This window comes from Novisyntrophococcus fermenticellae (genome assembly GCF_018866245.1).
Taxonomy (GTDB): domain Bacteria; phylum Bacillota; class Clostridia; order Lachnospirales; family Lachnospiraceae; genus Novisyntrophococcus; species Novisyntrophococcus fermenticellae.
Window position 1 is genome coordinate 904,599 of sequence record NZ_CP076458.1, and the last position, 17,473, is coordinate 922,071.

Consider the following 17,473-nt stretch of genomic DNA (forward strand, 5'->3'; position numbering starts at 1 on the left):
GACCTTCTCCTTTCAGAAATTAAGTTATATGGATAAAATAGCCTGATCCTCCTTTAATAAAGCAACGACGTCATCGACGGGTACCTGGGCCGGTAATATGCCCTGATCCACGGAAAGGGAAGCGCACACACCGGCAGCTTCACCAAGAGCCATACAGGTAGGCATAATGCGTACACTTCCTAAGGATGGGGCGTCCATGGAAATACAGCGGCCGCTGAGAAGAAGGCCGTCAATCTCATCACTGATCAGACAGCCCAGAGGAATTCCATAGGGCCCTTCCAGATCCCGTAATATCGTGGAATCATTCACACTGCTGTGAATATCAACTTTGTAGGAGCCCAGGGCTATGGTATCCTCAGGGATGTGTCCTCTTACGACATCATCAATGGCCAGACGTTTTTTACCGGAGAAGCGCCTGGTCTCCCGGATTCCGAGACTGGGATTGATGGAAGAAATATAACAGTTCTGAAATCCTGGAATTTTATCCTTGAGAAGCTCTACCAATTGAGTAATCTGCTTCATCCCCTCAATTTCACCACGCGTCAGATCGTGAGGATCCGAACCATCACAACGATAGATACGGGTAGTGTTGACATAGATCTGCCCTAGATTCATGGAATTGATGTAAATTAAGGTATCCCGGTTCAACGGATTGCATCCTTCTTCATTGAGAACCTTAAGGCGGTTGCGTAAACCAAGAAAAACATAACTGCGGTGACTTCTGAAATAGGGGACGTCATAGCCCTGAGATACCTGCATGGATTCGGCAGGCTGCAGATCCTCCGGATGCTGCTCAAGGTAGTGGAAAAATTCTTCTTCATTATAGCCGCATAAGGAAAACATTAATGTTGGAGGCTGCATCAGCCCAGTCTCCTTCTGCCCCTTTTCAAAGCTGCAGCCAGCTAAAAAAGCAGCATCTCCATCGCCGGTAGCATCAATAAAGACAGAAGCGGTAATATCGATTCGCATTCCTTTTCCCATGACAGATACCTGCGTCATCTGTCGGTTGACGACATTGACATCAACTAATTCACAGTGAAAAAGAATGTCTATACCGGCCTCCCGACATTTATCCATAGCTATAATTTTAAAATACTCAGGATCTAATACAGTTACCGAATTATGTAAGGGGCAGCGATTGTGACCCGCACACCTTCCGATTTCGATTAGAGAATCAATCATTTCCTGAGCGATACCACCGACTACCTGGCGCCCCTGTTTATCAAGAAAACCGAGGAAAGGTAATCCGGTTACCGCATTACCTCCCAAATAACCATTGCGCTCTAAGATAATAACCTTTGCCCCATGTCTTGCAGCAGAAAGCGCAGCAGCAAGTCCGGAGGGTCCCCCACCGACAACAGCGACATCGTAGTGAAAATTTTGTAAATTCATTAAATAGTTTCCTTTCGTTTTAAGTCTCAATAATTTGTGAACGATGTGGAACGTTCCAAAAAATAATTAAATTCAGTTACTGTCATAATCAGATATATATAAGGTCTTGCAGATAACGCTCAGGTTATCTGCAAATGACTGAGTTACGGACAATTAAAGATGGTGCGATGTTTAAATTAACGACTTTTGACCTGGGCTTTTTGATTCTGTTGATTAAGACGGAGCAGGCTTCCTTGCCCATAATTTCTTTGTGCGCATCAATTACGGTCAAAGCAGGAGAGGCATATTCTGATAAAATGGAATCCTCATAGCCAAGTACGGATATATCATCAGGAATCCGGAGTGCATGATCATAGAGGAAACGAAGTATGCCCGAGGTGATACCATCACTTGCTCCGAAAACGGCATCGGGGCGATATCCTTTATCCCACAATTGCTTCAGCCCTTCGTAACCGTTCTGTCCGGAATAGCCTGTATGGACAGTCTCGATGACAGATGGATCTAACTGTAATTCATTCAGGGCTCGCTGGATTCCTTTTGATTTCTGCCGGGAGTTCATACCGTCTAACGGTCCGTTGATAAAAGCAATTTTTTTATGGCCATGCTCTAACAGATATTTGGCGCCCATATAGCCAACTGCTTCCGTGTCTACGGAAATAGAGTCGTAGCCCTCATATTGGCGTCCGATAATTACGAGAGGCGTATTATGTTTTTTGAGTGTCTCTACAAAGCGGCCGGTGAATAATCCACCAATCAGGAAAAGACCATCCAGCCGGCTATTTTTGACCAGTTCGGGTATATCATTATTTCCGGCATCGGCAAAGCGTTCAACTAATAAAGTATAGTCGGTACTTTTTAAACCGGAATAAATTCCATTGCTTGTATCATAAAGTAAGGTTTCACAGACAGAGGAAAACCCATAGGGGCTCTGCTGCTGGTTCGAGGTCATAAATATTAATCCTAAAGTATGGGTCCGGCTGGTGGTAAGCTCCCGAGCGGCCAGGTTGGGGGTATAACCTAATTTTTCAATCGCCTGCTTTACCTTATATTGAGTTTCAAGCTTAATACGACTGGAATTATTGATTACAAGAGATACTGTACTTTTTGATACGCCAGCTTCTTTCGCTACATCTAAAATAGTTACTGACATAGATTCCTCCTATAAGATTATTTGGAACATGATAGAACGTTCCAATTATTTACCATTATATATATCCTGGATTAACTTGTCAATCCTATTTAAAAATAAATATATAATAGAAAAAATAAACAAGTAATCCATATAATTATTATTGATATTAAACATAATTATTAAATATATTAAACTTAATGTTGACATAGTGCTCTTTTATATATATAATTTGAAAAGTGGAACGTTACAAAAATGTTAAATTATATATTATTTAGCTACATAACTTAAATAGTACTTCATTTTGCTGAAAGGAGTAACATTCATGCGTAATAGTTATAGCAGCCAGGCGATGGCTGCAGTGCCAAATAGGAAAGCGCAGCCTAAGAAGAAGCTAATAAAAATACTTAAGCCTTATCTGTTTTTATTGCCGATAACAGTTTTTACCATAGCATTCTCTTATTACCCTTTTTTAAAAACGTTTGTTTTTAGTTTGTCTAAGATAAATTCCAAGGGTCAAATAAGTAAATTTGTCGGTCTGGATAATTACATTGATATCTTGCAGAGGGAGGACTTTCGAAATGCGATTCTGGTCAGTTTAAAATTCGTGGTCATGTATGTGCCCTTTGCAGTGCTGATTCCATTTTTGCTTGCACTGGTCGCAAATCGGAACAAATTCCTGACCAGGTTTTATCAAACATGCTACGCACTGCCAATGGCGGTTTCAATGTCAGCGACTTGTTTAATATTCGAACAGTTATTACACCGCAGGGTTGGTATCTTTAATTATTTACTGGATAAAGTGGGATTTTACGGAAATATGACTGCGATTGACTGGCTTAACAGTAAGACATGGGCGCTGCCTGCCATTGTGCTGGTTATGCTGTGGGTCGGTTTGGGATTTAACTTTATGCTTCTTCTTGCGGCAGTACGAAATGTTCCCTCTGAACTACTGGAGGCGGCGGATCTGGAGGGTGCAGGGTATTGGAGAAAAGTATTGTCCATTGTATTGCCAAATGTATCGCCTACGTTATTCTTCGTTTTCTGTACACAGATGATCCGGGGGCTGACCATGACAGGACCCGTAATGATTTTAACGAAAGGCGGACCGCTATCATCAACATCTACAATGATTTATTATGTATATACAACCGGTTTCCGAAGCGCAAATTACACACTCGGATCAACCGCAAGTATCTGCTCCTTCCTTATCGCATTCGTGTTTCTCGTGTTGAACTTTATGTATGAGAAGAGGGGGGTGAAGTACGACTGATGAATATTTTTACAAGACGGTATTGGAATAAGCTTAAATATTATTTTTCGTCAATCCTTAGTGTGCTGCTGGGGCTGATTATTATTTTTCCATTGATCTATGCAATATTTGCCGGATTTAAGGATAATGTAAATTTTGATATATATCCCCCGACAATCCTTCCGGATACCTTTCAATTGAATAATTTTATCTATGTATTGACGAAAACATTAATAACACGTTATATGCTTAACTCTTTTATTATAGCCATTACGGCTACGGTGGTACGTCTGATACTGTCAACGCTGGCGTCCTACGCCTTTGCATTTTTCAAATTCAAGGGTAAAAATTTCTTTTTCTTTTTTATTGTTGGAACTATGATGATTCCGTCAGAAGCATTATTGATTTCAAACTATCTTACGATAAGCGAGCTGGGACTATTGGATAGTTACCTGGGCGTTGTGTGTGTATATTTTGTATCCGCAACACAGGTGTTTATGTTCCGCCAGAATTTCCTTACGATATCCGGTTCTCTCCGGGAAGCTGCTTTTATAGACGGATGTAATGATTTACAGTTTTATAGTCAGATATGTATTCCGGTATCCAAGCCGGTTATTACAGCACTTGGCTTATCCTCTTTTATAAGTGTATGGAATACATACCTCTGGCCGTTGCTTGTCACAAACAGAGAAGAAATGCGAACAGTACAAGTTGGTATTACCATGCTGTCAAGCTCCGATACAGCAGCAAAGGGGCATGTTTTTGCTGCTGTCGGTATTATACTGATTCCGATGATTGTTCTATTCGGTATCAGCCAGCGTAATATTGTTCATGGGATTTCCAGTGGTTCCGTGAAGGGATAAGATGTGAAGTTTATATGATTATGAATAAAAAGGAGAAATCAAACTATGAAAAAATGGAAAAAACAATTATCATTTTTAATGATTCTTACTATGCTTAGTACTGCTCTTGCCGCTTGCGGAACTCCAAAAGAAGATGAGAAAGGAGCTGAAAATGCCACAGAAGATCAATCCAAAGATACTGCAAAGGAAGGGGAAAAAACAGAGATAGGCGATGATCTGGTACCGACGGAACCGACAGAGGTAACATTCTGGCACTCCATCTCCGGTGATAAGGAGATAGTGTTAAAGGAAATCGTTGATGATTACAATGCCGGACCCGGAGCAGAAATCGGAGTCACAGTAAATCCTATCTTTCAGGGTTCATATGATGAATTTTCAACAAAATTAACTGCATCCCTCCAGGCAGGTGATACGGAAAATTTACCAGATCTTGTACAGTTAAGCTCTAAGGGTATTTTTGATGTAAAGGATTCCAAGTATATATATTTTGTTCAGAACCTTCTGGACAAGGATCCAAATGGAATTGATCCGGCTACCTTCAACGCGGCATCCGCTGCATATTGTACATATGATGGTGATTTATTGGGTGTTCCTTTTTCTACCTCTTCAATCATGGTTTATTACAATAAAGATCATTTTACAGAAGCAGGCTTAAATCCGGAAGCACCTCCGACAACTCTTGCAGAGTTGGCAGATGCGGTTAAAAAGTTAACAATTAAAAATGGAGATAAAATTGAACGTTACGGTTTAGGAACACGGCTTCGTTTCTTTATTCTGGGCACCTGGGTCCCCAGCCTTGGCGAAGGACATGCCATGTTCAATTGTGAAAATGGACGTGCCGGAACTCCTAAGGAAATTAATATGACAAAGGATGGATCGTTAGAAACAATTCTTACCGAATGGAATAAGGTGCTTGCTACCGGGGGTGTAGAATATACCGATGCAGCTCCAAATGAAAGCTTTCTTTCCGGCTATTATTCCATGATGTTTGCTTCTACCTCTTCTCTTGCTACCGTACTTGCTCAAACAGAAGAAACAGGCACGATGAATCTGGGCGTTACTGAAATTACGAAAGTAAATGACAGCAGTAGTTCGGCAACTGGTATCGGCGGTTCTGCTTTGTATATGTTCGACCGTGCAAATGAAAACTCCATACTTGGTGCTTGGGACTTTATTAAATATCTTGCCACTCCTGAGGTTTCTGCAAAATGGTATATGAGCACCGGTTACTATCCGATGAATATGGAAGCTATGGAAAGCGAGGAAGTAAAGGCTTTAACAGCAGAGCATCCGCAATATGAGATTATCAATACAATCCTGGAGCACTCGGCAGGCTATACGAATTACACAGAGCCCTGGATTCCTTCCTTTACAGACACAGACAGCCTGGTGCAGGATGAGATTATTAAGTTAAGTGATGGTTCTCAGGACATTGAGACTACCATTGCTAATATTGAAACAGGGGCAACACAGAAGCTTAATGACTATAATAGTGCAAATTAGTGCAAGAAAGGTGGGGATTTTTATGAGGTTAGCAACAATGACAAACCTGTTTCGAGACCAACGGGGTCTGGACACACATATCGGTTATATTGAGTCCATGCGCCGCTGTAAGGCAGCAGGCTTTGATACACTGGATTTGAATATGTGTGCAATGTTTCCCGGTAAAACAGAATTCAACAGGGAAGACTGGAGGGCTCAGGCAGACAAGATAAGAGAGGAAGCAGAAAAACTTGGCATTGTCTTTAGCCAATCTCATCCTCCATATCGTCCATCAAAGTTCCCTCATTTTAAAACAAAAGAGGAAGAGGACTATTTTGATGAAATTACACGCCGTTCTATTATTATAAGCGGAATGCTGGGTGTAAAATGGGCGGTTATGCACCCGGTAACCGCTTGTGAAAATGCCGAATACAGTCTGGAAGAGGATATTGCCAGCAATCATGAGGTGTTTGCATCGGTAATTGAATTGGCCGCTAAAGAAAATGTGGGCATTGCCTTTGAAAACATGGCAGACAGAGATAATAAGCGACGCTTTGGTGCCACAGTATCCGAATTGAAAAGTCTGGTGGATTCTTTTGGCGATGCGAAAATGGGGGTATGTTGGGATATCGGGCATGGTAACCGTATGTACATGGATTCCGTTCGCCCAATTAAGGAAATGGGCGAGTATATTAAAGCTTTGCATGTGGATGATAACCATGGAGGCAACGACGAGCATCTCGTCCCGTTTCTGGGGTCGATTAACTGGGAGGGTGTAATGAAGGCTCTGAAAGAGATTGGATATGAAGGTGATTTTGTATACGAAATCAAGTTAAATGACTATATGCCCGATGCGCTGAAAGATTCGGCAGCAAAATTTGCAGCGGAGATTGGACGTTACCTGGTTTCAATGTGTTAAATAAAGGAAGAGGAACGGTGAGTGAATATGGGAATACAATTAATTGCCCTGGATTTGGACGGAACCTTACTTAACAGTGCAAAACAGGTGAGCCCGCGTACACTGCAGGCTTTGCAGAAGGCGGCTTCAAAAGGGGTTGCGATTGTTCCGTCGACTGGCCGTTCTTTTGACGGAATACCAGATATAATAGCAGGTCTTCTGTTTATTCAATATGCATTAACCTTGAATGGTGCGGTTGTTGTAAATATCCGGACAAAGGAGACTGTTTACCAGTGCAACTTCAATAAAGAGGAGGCCTTGTTCCTATGGAGTCACCTTCAGAAATATGATGCACTCTGTGACTGCGCGATTGATGGGGAACTCTATATGGAGCAGAAGACCTTTTTAAAGCTGCCGGATTACGGTCAGACACAAGAGCGGATTGCACTGATGAGAAGCACCAGAAAAGAGACACAGAGTATCAGGGAAATGCTATTGCAGGAGAATACAAAAACTGCCAAGATGAATCTGCTTTTTAGTGATCCACAAAAACGTCTGCATGCAAAATCTGAATTAGAGCAGATTCCTTTTGTAGAAGTCAGCAGCTCGCTGGAGAAAAACCTTGAATTAAATAAGAGGGGCGCCAATAAGGGAAATGGATTATTGGCGCTGGCAGAGTATCTGGGGATTCAAAGAGAACAGATCATGGCATGCGGAGACAGTGATAATGACTACAGTATGATAAAAGCTGCCGGGTTAGGAATTGCTATGGAAAATGGGCTGGAGAGTATAAAGAAGATTGCAGATGCAGTGACGCTGAGTAATGATCAGGATGGAGTAGCCTATGCAATAGAGCGGTGGGTGTTAACGGAATGAGTTCTTAAACTTCAGCATAAGAAAAGAACGTGGGGAGATAGGTTGAAAATGTCAAGGTTATCGGGGATAACTTTTCAACAGGTTGAGGTTTTTCTTGTTGCAGCAAAATACGAGAATTTTACAAAAGCGGCAGAGGTACTTTATATGACGCAGGCATCTGTCAGCCGCAATATTTTGAACATGGAATTTACTCTGGGGCTTGTCCTTTTTATAAGACATAAAAGGCATGTCACGCTTACGAATGCAGGAAGGAGCCTTGTAGTCTCTTTGCAGCAGATTATGCAGCAATCGGAGAGTGCACTGGATAATGCTTACTTACAACAGCAAAACCAGATGCAGAATCTGATTATCGGAGATGTGAATTGGACGTCAATGGACTCCTATCTGATACCGATAAGCGCAGAGTTTGAAAAAGCATATCCTCATGTAGAGTATATTATTAAACGTGATACACCCTCTGTTGTATACGAAAATATGCTTGCCGAGCAATATGATGCCGCTTTTTTTGTCTCTGAATCCATCCCTGATAAATTAACCTGCGGGCTAAAAAGCGATCTGATTTTCGAACTGGATCCCTGTATTATTCTGGCAAACAATCATCCCCTTTTCCGGAAAAAGGATATTTCAATTGAGGAATTAAAAAATCAGCCGCTTGTTGCAATGCATGATGAATTTCAAATGGGATACTGGAAGTTTGCCTATAAAGTATGTCAGGAAGTTGGATTAAACTATGGAGATATTAAGAATGTAGATAATGAATTCACACTGGCAGTGGAGCTTAAGCGTGGAAAACGTGTTGCGATTTCAAATCACTGTTTTTCTGCAATGAACCAAAATGAATTACGTTTTATTCCGCTTAGAAATTGCAAGATAAAATCGGGAATAGTACTTATTTATTCTAATGAAAATACGAATCCATATCTTTTAAAGTTTTGTGAATTGTGCAAAAACATGGGACCTGAGTTAATACATTCCCTGTATCATTAAATACTGAATCAGAATTAGTAAATAAAATATAATTGCCATATAATTAATCCATAATGACGGAGGGGGTTAATTATGGAGAAAAGAAGAAGAAAAAAATTTCATCCAAGAGACCGGTTGGAATTTACCAGGAAATGGGGAATCTTTGGACACTTGGATTCATGTGTATTTATCGTTTCTGCAATCATATGTTTTGGCTTCATATTGTGGGGAGCTATAGATCATGAATCTTTAGGGGATATACTAAATGGAATTCTTTCAGCTGCAGTTTCCAACTGGAAATGGATGTACCAGGGAGGCGTTTTCTTCTTCGTGGTTTTTGGTCTCTGGATTGCATTCAGTAAATATGGGAATATTAAGTTTGGAAAAGATACAGATACTCCGGAATATTCAAATTTTTCCTGGTTTTCCATGCTGTTTGGAGCAGGTATGTGGGTAGGTCTCGTGTATTGGTCAGTAGCTGAACCCATTACGCACTATTTAAACGGACCAACTTATGCCGGAGCTGCTGGCAGTACAAAGGCTGCTGAGTGGTCCATGGCCACTTCATACCTGCACTGGGGAATCAGCCCATGGGCGATTTACGTGATACTTGGGATTCCGATGGGACTTGTAATCTTATAGAAAAGGCCTGCCGTCCCTTGTAAGCTCCTGTTTTTATCCTGTGCTTGGAGATAAAATTTATGGTCCGATCGGGAAAATTATTGATATTATTACGCTTTGCATTACCTTTTTTGGAGTTTCCACGACAGTTGGTTTGGGAACGATGGAATTAGGTTCGGGACTTTCCTACAACTATGGGATTCCATTGAACAATAAAGCATATATGATTATTCTGCTTGTGGTAACAGTCTGTTATCTGGCCTCAGTATGCCTGCCGATTGACAGGGGGGGTGAAGGTAGGGTCTAATATCAGTATGGTTGCATGTATCGGATTGCTGGTATTTCTCTTTATACTTGGTCCGACACGATTTATTATGGACAACTTCGTGAATGCGGGTGGTATCTACCTTCAGAATTTTGTGACGATGAGTACTTGGACGGATCCTGTGGAAAATACCGGATGGCTGAACTCGTGGACTGTGTTTTACTGGGCATGGTGGATTTCGTGGGCTCCTTTTGTAGGAATGTTTATCGCTAAAATATCAAAGGGAAGAACAATTCGGGAATTTATTATGGCGGCACTTATAGCTCCAACGATTTTTGACATCGTTTTTTTTGATATTATAGGTTCTACAGCCCTTCACTTCGAGTTGAATCCGGCTACAAAAGGTATTATCGGGAAGGTCATCGATAAAAATGTTGCGGATGGAATTTTTGTGTTGTTTGATCAATTTCCACTGACTCAAATTACGGTACCGGTTCTGATTATCGTGATTTTCACTTTTTTTGTTGTCTCTACGGATTCCGCAACCATTGTCTTGGGAATGTTTTCAAGTGGTGGGAACAATTCACCGAGAACAAGCTTAAAGCTGCTCTGGGGCGTTGCACTTGCACTGTCAGCGGCTGTGCTGATTATCATGGGTGGACTGGATGCTGTGCAGACAATTGCAATTGTGGCTGTATTTCCATTCATATTTGTCATGTTTGGACTTTGTTACGCTACAATCAGGATGCTTCGTAAGGATTCATCACCAACGGAGGATATAGAGGACAAAGAATAGAGATTTATGCTGTCGCATAAGTAAATCAAAAAGAATCCCTCTGCATTAGAGATATGAAATGCAGAAGGGTTCTTTTTATGTTTTTCTGTCGGGAAGTGTCGTATAACTTGAACTACATATTTTCAAGTCGGTCGACCAGCTCTTTGTCCACACCGCGTGCAGCCAAAATATCATGCATTTTATCGATAATATCGTGGTCAAGTTCCGGCTGAACATATGCATCCAGCATTTTATCAATTTTTTTGGTAATGTTATTCTCAAAAGTTTTTCCGGAGGCGGTGCCCCTGACGGATATTTCCGGTGTCAAAGGCTCTACCCGGCAATATTCCAAAGTATGGTCCTCTGTTAAATACACACCACTGTGACCGATTTCATCAATTAAGTCTTCCGGAATCGTCTCTTCATTGACATCGAAATTACGGTGATATCTTTCCACAAAATCAATCACTTCGAAGTCCACAATCAGCTTTTCGTAGGACATACTCGCATAAGCATCCATGATACCGGCGGCATGGATCATAAAGTTGATATCTGCATCACGACAGGCCATATAGGTGAGCAGAGATTCGTATCCTGCCTGAGCATCCACTTTTTTTGCATCTGTCAAACAGCCGCCTGCCCGGCTTGGTATGCCGTAAAAGTCTGCGAGCTTTCCGGCTGTATTGTAGCAAATTGCACCTTCAGGAGCGCCGATTGCGGTTGCACCATTTCTCATATCAGCAGTTGTGGTTTCGCATCCATATACAACCGGACAGCCTGGAGAAATCATCTGCACGAGTGCAATGCCTGCGAGAACTTCTGCATTGGATATAGCCATAGAGCCTGCAAGTGTTACCGGAGTTGTGGAGCCCGCCTGACCAAGCGCACCGATAATCACAGGCTGACGATTTTCCACAAACTGGAATAAACTTTCTGTCATGACCTTCGTCAGCTGAAGGGGGGGCAACCGTATTAATCAGAGTAATAAGGCGTGGATATTTTTTGAATTCTTCTTCTCCGCCAAATGCAGCTTTTGCCATATCCATCATCGCGGCAACCTGATCCCCATCTGCAGTGCCGGTGAGCAGCACTTTGTCAGAATACAGATATGTCATATAAAACATCAGCAGCGTAGCATTTTCTACCGGCAGGTCAGAGGGTTGGACGATGATTCCACCATTTACATCAAAGGATTTCTGCTGATGGTAAAGTTTCGCAAACTTTACAAAATCCTCGGTGTTGGCATTCCGTTTATTCCCTTCCATATCTACAACAAAGGGACACCCATATCCAGGAGCGGGGTTTAAATGGTCACCGCCGACTGTAATATTATATTTAGGATTCCGCGCGAACATCGTAAATGCATGGGGTGCCATGTTTACCCAGTACATCAACTGCTCTTCTTTAAACCGTGCGACACCGTTATCGTCAACGTTAATTCCATTTTCCTTCAGAATCCGAACCGCCTTTGGATGTTCAAAACGCATACCGGTTCTTTCTAAGATACGGACAGAAGCCTCATGAATTAGTTGCTCATTGCTTTTCATATTAAAATTCCTCCTGTTTTTCCCCTTCCGCAGGGGTATTTTTTCACTACATGACTTTAGATGCCTGTGCTATTTCATAAGTCCCTCCTCCTTTGCATCTTTTGACAGGGCTTTATAAATTGAAAAACACATGAAAATCATGATAATCATGTATGGAAATGCTGCTACAATGGAAGCCGTCTGCAGAATTTTAAGTACAGAGGTTCCACCGACTATGATACAGATAATCGTCACTGCGCCCTGGGCAATGCCCCATCCGGCGCGAAGCTTTTTATCAGGATTCATGTTTCCGTGGTCAGTAAGCATTGACAATACAAAGGTTGCAGAGTTTGCGGAGCCCAGAAAACTGAATATAATCAGAATAATTGCTAAAGGTGCAGTTATAACATAGACAGGAAGCTGACGTAACAATGCAAAGAGACCCGTCGTATAATCGGTGTTTACAGCCTGTAAAATGGCTCCACCTGAAAGATCATTCAGATGGAATGCGGCGCCTCCGTAGATACCAAGCCACAGAAAGCTGAATAGTGCTGGAAGAATACTCACAACGATAATATATTCCCGGACTGTTCGTCCTTTGGAAACTCTTGCACAGAACTGCCCGCAGAAGGGTGCCCACGCAATCCACCATGCCCAATAGAAGACCGTCCAATCGGAAACAAAACTTTTGTTTTCCATCCATAAACTTTTCGTAATAAAATTACCAAGATAGCCGCCAAGCGAATTTGTAAAGAGATCGAGTATAAACACAGCACCTCCAAATACGAAGATGAAAATCATAAAAGCGATGGAAAGCCAGATTTTAATATCCGTAACTAACTGGATTCCTTTTTGAAGCCCGGAAATGGTAGCCAAAGTAAAAAGCAATTGTTATAATTCCAATGATTACACAGGTTAACGTGGTTCCTGTCTCTACCCCGTAGATATAGTTCAGCCCTCCAACAATCTGTGATGCCCCCAGACCAAGGCTGGTTGCCACACCAAAGATGGTTGCAAATATAGCGAGAATATCGATTGCTTTTCCAATCGGTCCGTTTACCCGGTCTCCAATCAGTGGTTCAAATGCCGAACTTACCAGGAAAGGCCGATCCTTTTTAAAGGAAAAGTAACCAAGGGCAAGGCCTCCAATCGCAAAGATGCCCCAAGGGTGAAATCCCCAGTGGAAAAAAACTGTCTGCATGGATTCATACATGGCTGCTGTTGTTTCAGGTTCGGCCATTGGGGGTGATGCATAATCCATCAGTGGTTCCGCAACTGAATAGAATACGAGACCAATTCCCATGGAACCGCCAAATAACATGGTAAACCATTGAAAATTACTAAATTCCGGTTTGTCCTCCGGCTTGCCTAGTTTTAATCTGCCCATAGGGCTTACTGCCAGAAAGACCGCAAAGAGCACCATACCAAATACAGTAATCAGATACATCCATCCGAAATTTTTCGTGATACCTGAAAACAATGCTCCGGCCACTGTACCAAGTGTATTTGGAAAAAATGCACCAAATAGCACAAACAAGGTAACAAGGACGGCAGAGACAATTAAAACATAATTTCTTTTTCCCTTTTTCTCCATAAATTCCCTCCGCTTTATGTCATAAACTACAAAAAATGAATAAACCACCTTGAAAATTAAACAATTTGGATTATAAGAATATGGAATTTCATATATGTATCGTTAATTTGCGGTGATTTATAAACAGAGTATATAATACACATAGTGTATTTTCCAATTCGTATTCGGCATTTAGTAATACATGTAATGTATTAATATTTTTGGGTAATGGGGAATAGAGGAGGGGGTGTTCGAAATTAAGACATGAGAGAGTTTTCTGAATAATGAATATTTTTTTCTGAAATAGCTGAAAATTAGTTGCAATCTATCATAATACAACGTATAATAAAAGCGAGTATTAGAAGGGGTGTACATCAGAAGAAAGGAAGTGCTAAGTATGTCTAATGTTGAATTTTATCGTTGTGAACGCTGTGGTAATCTGACTGCATTAATTAAAAAGGGTGGCGGAGAGATGGTTTGCTGTGGGCAGCCTATGACTAAATTATCTGCGAACTCCACAGATGCGACGCAGGAAAAACACGTACCAAAAGTAGCGAAAAATGAGGATGACACATTGAAAATTTCTGTGGGATCTACACTTCATCCTATGACACCTGAGCACTATATTGAATGGATTGCTCTTGCGACGGATGACAAGGTAGAAGTAAGATACCTTAAGCCGGGCGATCAGCCCGTTGTAAAATTTGATGACGTCAGCTATGGATGCATTTATGCATACTGTAATATACATGGGTTATGGATGACGGAGCTGGATTATGTTATTCCTAACGAAGCAGCATGCTCTGCGGAATTTCCGGATGGATGTGTCTTCCTATAAAAGAATTAAAAGTAGCCTGGAGGAATTGAACATTGCCATGATAAAAATAAAGAGAAGAAATTCCTCATTGATTTGATGGAACTTCTTCTCTTTCTACATTTCACGTAGTATGTAACAACAAATCATTAGGAAAATTCTTTTACTCTATATCCATAAGTTCAAAAACAATTAATAATTCAAGTCGTATTCTCCGGTCATTAAAATCCAGTCCGGTAATTTCCTTTATCCGTTTTAACTGATATAAAAAAGAAGCCCTTTGCAAATATAAAATGCCGATAGTTTTAACAATACTCATATCTTGCTGGAGATATACTTTTAACGAATTTGTGAAATTTCTTTTATGTTCTTGATCGTATCGAATTAAACGTCGTAATCCCTCTGGACATAGTGAGTCCAAGCTATAATCACCTTTGGCTCTTGTCAGTAAATTATGCAATGCATAAGTTTTGTAATGATAACACCATATAGTTTCGTCTTTTATATTGCCAATGCGCAGTGCGGCTTTTGCCTGCTCATAATAATCTCTTAAATATAATAATGTATAGAAAGACCGACTTATGCCTGCTTTCATTAATCCTTCTCTAAGAATATATGCCATCTTGAGAAGCAGTTCCTCTTTAGGTGTATTTCCTTTTTTGAGATTTACAATTAATATGATATCATCCTCGTTTAAAATCGCCGCACTTCCTGAAAGATTAGATTCTAAACGACTACAGACTGCAGTAACGGTATAAACTGCACGGTCGTAATTGCTGGATTTAATTAATGCGCAAAAATATGAATCATCTATATGCCAATTCCATTCATTAAGAATTTCACTTAGTTTTTCTTTATCGACATCTTCATCCTTTAGCATACGCTGCATATATAAATCAAAGTCTTTTGGATGGTTGTTAAATGAAATATTTTGTTTCTCCATTGCCCTTTTTACAAAATCAGCTAAAAATGCAAGTAAAACATAGTCACTCTTATTAAACGGTCTTTCAATCTCACAGGCCATCAGACGGGCAACATAAATTCCGGATACCCGGATGTTATAGTACAAAATGCGATAACCCCACATATAATCTGGAAAGATATCGGGTTCATTTTTAGAAACCGTTTTTATAAAATCTTCATCTAATTTCAGTTCATCAATTTCCTCATCGGGAAGATAAGCGCCAACCTCGTCTTCTTTGAAAAACATCAGGCGTTCCGGTTTTTTCCTTTCGCTGTAAAAGATATTTTGAAGACTTGCTGTATACATACAAATAGGATTATAAAGAAACTCTCTGCCGCAATCACCCAGTGTTTTTAAAGATGCGTTCTCTTCCATTTGCTGATACAGTTTTCTTTCCCACTGATTAAATTGCTGAAATACACGTTGGAGATCTTCGTATATATCATATATATCCATTTTTTCATCAAAAAGAAATACGTCCATATGTTCTGGTATATTCTCTTTTACATTCCCAATACACGCATAAACGCCTCTTTTATTTTCTTTTAGTAACTTTTCTAAATCTTTATTGGAGATGAGATAAATCAGAGAAAAATCTAAGTTTTCTTTATTTCGGAAAAAAGCGATTCCCTCCAGATCCTGCTGCATGACAGAAGCATGAATGATACTTGTTGTGTTTTTTATATGCATATAGTCATGTAATATCCATGAATTGATTTTCATATTAAATCCTTTCATATATTTTGTATGTATAAATGATTATAGTGGCTCAGTTGTCAAGACAAAAATCTAAGATTTTTATAATGAACTGATATGGTGGATAAGTGACAAGGAGTATGGGGAAGGCAGTGGAACACCCCCCAGATCCATATATGCATCAAGCTACATAGGGCAGTAGCATTGCCGGGTAGTAGCATTCAGCCGGTTTTTGATAGTCAAGGGCAGAATGACATCTTTCAAAATTATAAGTGAAAATATATCGTCCGATAGCGGCTCTGGCTTCTTTGATATTGTTATATTGTGTAAGGTACGCTTCTTCATATTTGAAGCTACGAAACCAGCGTTCAATCATGATGTTGTCAGCCCAACGGCTTTTCCCATCCATGCTTTGGCGAATTCCATTTTTCTTTAAGAATTCAATATATTGTTGACTTGTAAACTGACATCCTTGATCGGAATTTAAAATTTGTGGCTTTGCAACCTTAAAAGCCTTTTTCAAGGCATTGACAACCATTCGGGTATCAAGTGTATCATCGACTTCCCAGCCGACAATACAGCGGCTGTACCAGTCGATTACAGCAGTCAGGTACAAAAATCCATGCCGGATGGGAATATATGTAATGTCAATCGACCAAGCCTGATTAGGCTTGTCTATGACAGCATTGCGGAGAAGATAAGGGAATACCTTAGCTTGCTGCATCCGCTTCGAAAGGTTCATCTTTGGGTAGATTGGATGAATGTCCATTTCGCTCATGTAGCGGCGTGCTTTCCGGCGACCAACATGATAACCACGAAGCTTCAACTGTGCTGACATCTGCCTGGCACCCCAGGTCGGATTATCTGTGTGAAGGTGATCAATGATCTCTTTACAAGCCAGTTCTTCCTCTGATACAGGCGTTCCTTTGTAATAAATGCTGGTGCGGTTGATATCCAGGAGCTTTGCCCCGACAGAAGCAGGTAATTCTTTAGTCGTCAAAAGGTTTTGGACTAAACTTACTCTCGTAGTCAGGTCCACAAATTTCTTCAGATTTTTTTTTGAGCCAGTCAACCTGCATGGTTAACTGACCAACCTTTTTGGCATACTCCGACTTCTCTTTGCGTTCTTCTGCAAGCTTATCTTTGAGGTTTTCCTCTCGCTTGTCGTCAAATGCTGCAGAAGCGTTGTTTAGGAATTCTTTCTTCCAGTTACGGAGTAAGTTGGGTTGAATATTATTTTCAGTTGCAAGGGTATTGAGATCTTTCTCTCCCTTAAGTAACTCAATCACAAGGTCTGATTTAAATTTGGCACTAAAGTTTCTTCTTTGTCTGGACATAGCAATGAATCCTTTCTTTCATACTGATTTTAGTATATCAGATT

18 protein-coding genes and 1 pseudogene are annotated in these 17,473 nt (G+C 40.7%); 10 read left to right on the plus strand and 9 right to left on the minus strand.

Translation table 11 applies throughout. The annotated features are described in order from the left end of the window. Positions 1-24: 24 nt before the first annotated feature. Complete coding sequence (locus tag KNL20_RS04150; protein ID WP_230399372.1) at positions 25-1,392, minus strand: FAD-dependent oxidoreductase; 1,368 nt, start codon at positions 1,390-1,392, stop codon at positions 25-27. 124 nt (positions 1,393-1,516) lie between these two features. Then, the gene (locus KNL20_RS04155) at positions 1,517-2,542 is read right to left on the minus strand and encodes a LacI family DNA-binding transcriptional regulator (protein ID WP_230399373.1); all 1,026 of its coding nucleotides are present in this window, start codon (positions 2,540-2,542) and stop codon (positions 1,517-1,519) included. A gap of 304 nt (positions 2,543-2,846) precedes the next feature. Here KNL20_RS04155 and KNL20_RS04160 point away from each other — a divergent pair, with 304 nt between their 5' ends. The 9 genes from KNL20_RS04160 to KNL20_RS15895 all read left to right on the plus strand — a co-directional run bounded on the left by KNL20_RS04160 (position 2,847) and on the right by KNL20_RS15895 (position 10,540). Continuing rightward, entirely contained in the window at positions 2,847-3,794 is a 948-nt protein-coding gene (locus tag KNL20_RS04160; protein WP_230399374.1) for a carbohydrate ABC transporter permease, read from the plus strand. After that, positions 3,794-4,636: a carbohydrate ABC transporter permease gene (locus KNL20_RS04165; RefSeq protein ID WP_230399375.1), complete on the plus strand. Its 843-nt coding sequence runs from the start codon at positions 3,794-3,796 to the stop codon at positions 4,634-4,636. The genes KNL20_RS04160 and KNL20_RS04165 overlap by 1 nt, the downstream gene beginning before the upstream one ends. 45 nt (positions 4,637-4,681) lie before the next feature. Beyond that, positions 4,682-6,139 (plus strand): ABC transporter substrate-binding protein, encoded by a 1,458-nt coding sequence (locus tag KNL20_RS04170; RefSeq protein ID WP_230399376.1) that lies wholly within the window; start codon positions 4,682-4,684, stop codon positions 6,137-6,139. A 22-nt stretch (positions 6,140-6,161) separates the two neighbouring features. Beyond that, the gene (locus KNL20_RS04175; protein ID WP_230399377.1) at positions 6,162-7,037 is read left to right on the plus strand and encodes a sugar phosphate isomerase/epimerase family protein; all 876 of its coding nucleotides are present in this window, start codon (positions 6,162-6,164) and stop codon (positions 7,035-7,037) included. A gap of 27 nt (positions 7,038-7,064) precedes the next feature. Continuing rightward, positions 7,065-7,892, plus strand: coding sequence for a Cof-type HAD-IIB family hydrolase (locus KNL20_RS04180; protein ID WP_230400030.1), 828 nt, complete (start codon positions 7,065-7,067; stop codon positions 7,890-7,892). Between the two features lie 48 nt (positions 7,893-7,940). Continuing rightward, positions 7,941-8,879: a LysR family transcriptional regulator gene (locus tag KNL20_RS04185; RefSeq protein WP_230399378.1), complete on the plus strand. Its 939-nt coding sequence runs from the start codon at positions 7,941-7,943 to the stop codon at positions 8,877-8,879. Between the two features lie 72 nt (positions 8,880-8,951). Continuing rightward, positions 8,952-9,500 carry a BCCT family transporter gene (locus KNL20_RS15885; RefSeq protein ID WP_268966532.1) on the plus strand — a complete coding sequence of 183 codons (549 nt, stop codon included), beginning with the start codon at positions 8,952-8,954 and terminating at the stop codon, positions 9,498-9,500. A 40-nt stretch (positions 9,501-9,540) separates the two neighbouring features. Beyond that, positions 9,541-9,786, plus strand: a complete 246-nt coding sequence (locus KNL20_RS15890) for a BCCT family transporter (protein ID WP_268966533.1) — start codon at positions 9,541-9,543, stop codon at positions 9,784-9,786. Further along, positions 9,770-10,540, plus strand: coding sequence for a BCCT family transporter (locus tag KNL20_RS15895; protein ID WP_268966534.1), 771 nt, complete (start codon positions 9,770-9,772; stop codon positions 10,538-10,540). The genes KNL20_RS15890 and KNL20_RS15895 overlap by 17 nt, the downstream gene beginning before the upstream one ends. A gap of 112 nt (positions 10,541-10,652) precedes the next feature. On the opposite strand, the gene KNL20_RS04195 is transcribed toward KNL20_RS15895, so the two are convergent. The 4 genes and pseudogenes from KNL20_RS04195 to KNL20_RS16075 all read right to left on the minus strand — a co-directional run bounded on the left by KNL20_RS04195 (position 10,653) and on the right by KNL20_RS16075 (position 13,639). Next, entirely contained in the window at positions 10,653-11,459 is an 807-nt protein-coding gene (locus KNL20_RS04195; protein ID WP_230400031.1) for a trimethylamine methyltransferase family protein, read from the minus strand. Positions 11,460-11,475: 16 nt separating this feature from the next. Next, positions 11,476-12,066: pseudogene (locus KNL20_RS04200) on the minus strand (trimethylamine methyltransferase family protein); the annotation flags it as partial. Between the two features lie 69 nt (positions 12,067-12,135). Then, positions 12,136-12,933, minus strand: coding sequence for a BCCT family transporter (locus KNL20_RS16070; RefSeq protein ID WP_331468303.1), 798 nt, complete (start codon positions 12,931-12,933; stop codon positions 12,136-12,138). Beyond that, positions 12,869-13,639: a BCCT family transporter gene (locus KNL20_RS16075; RefSeq protein WP_331468304.1), complete on the minus strand. Its 771-nt coding sequence runs from the start codon at positions 13,637-13,639 to the stop codon at positions 12,869-12,871. The genes KNL20_RS16070 and KNL20_RS16075 overlap by 65 nt, the downstream gene beginning before the upstream one ends. Positions 13,640-14,015: 376 nt before the next feature. Here KNL20_RS16075 and KNL20_RS04210 point away from each other — a divergent pair, with 376 nt between their 5' ends. Continuing rightward, the gene (locus tag KNL20_RS04210) at positions 14,016-14,456 is read left to right on the plus strand and encodes a desulfoferrodoxin family protein (protein WP_230399379.1); all 441 of its coding nucleotides are present in this window, start codon (positions 14,016-14,018) and stop codon (positions 14,454-14,456) included. Between the two features lie 139 nt (positions 14,457-14,595). Here the strand turns inward: KNL20_RS04210 and KNL20_RS04215 are convergent, their stop codons facing one another. From KNL20_RS04215 to KNL20_RS04225, 3 genes are all read right to left on the minus strand, one after another. Beyond that, positions 14,596-16,119, minus strand: a complete 1,524-nt coding sequence (locus KNL20_RS04215; RefSeq protein ID WP_230399380.1) for a PucR family transcriptional regulator — start codon at positions 16,117-16,119, stop codon at positions 14,596-14,598. A gap of 154 nt (positions 16,120-16,273) precedes the next feature. After that, positions 16,274-17,092, minus strand: a complete 819-nt coding sequence (locus tag KNL20_RS04220) for an IS3 family transposase (protein ID WP_230397402.1) — start codon at positions 17,090-17,092, stop codon at positions 16,274-16,276. Then, on the minus strand, positions 17,082-17,429 hold the full coding sequence (locus KNL20_RS04225) for a transposase (protein WP_230397403.1): 348 nt from the start codon (positions 17,427-17,429) through the stop codon (positions 17,082-17,084). The genes KNL20_RS04220 and KNL20_RS04225 overlap by 11 nt, the downstream gene beginning before the upstream one ends. Positions 17,430-17,473: the final 44 nt, after the last annotated feature.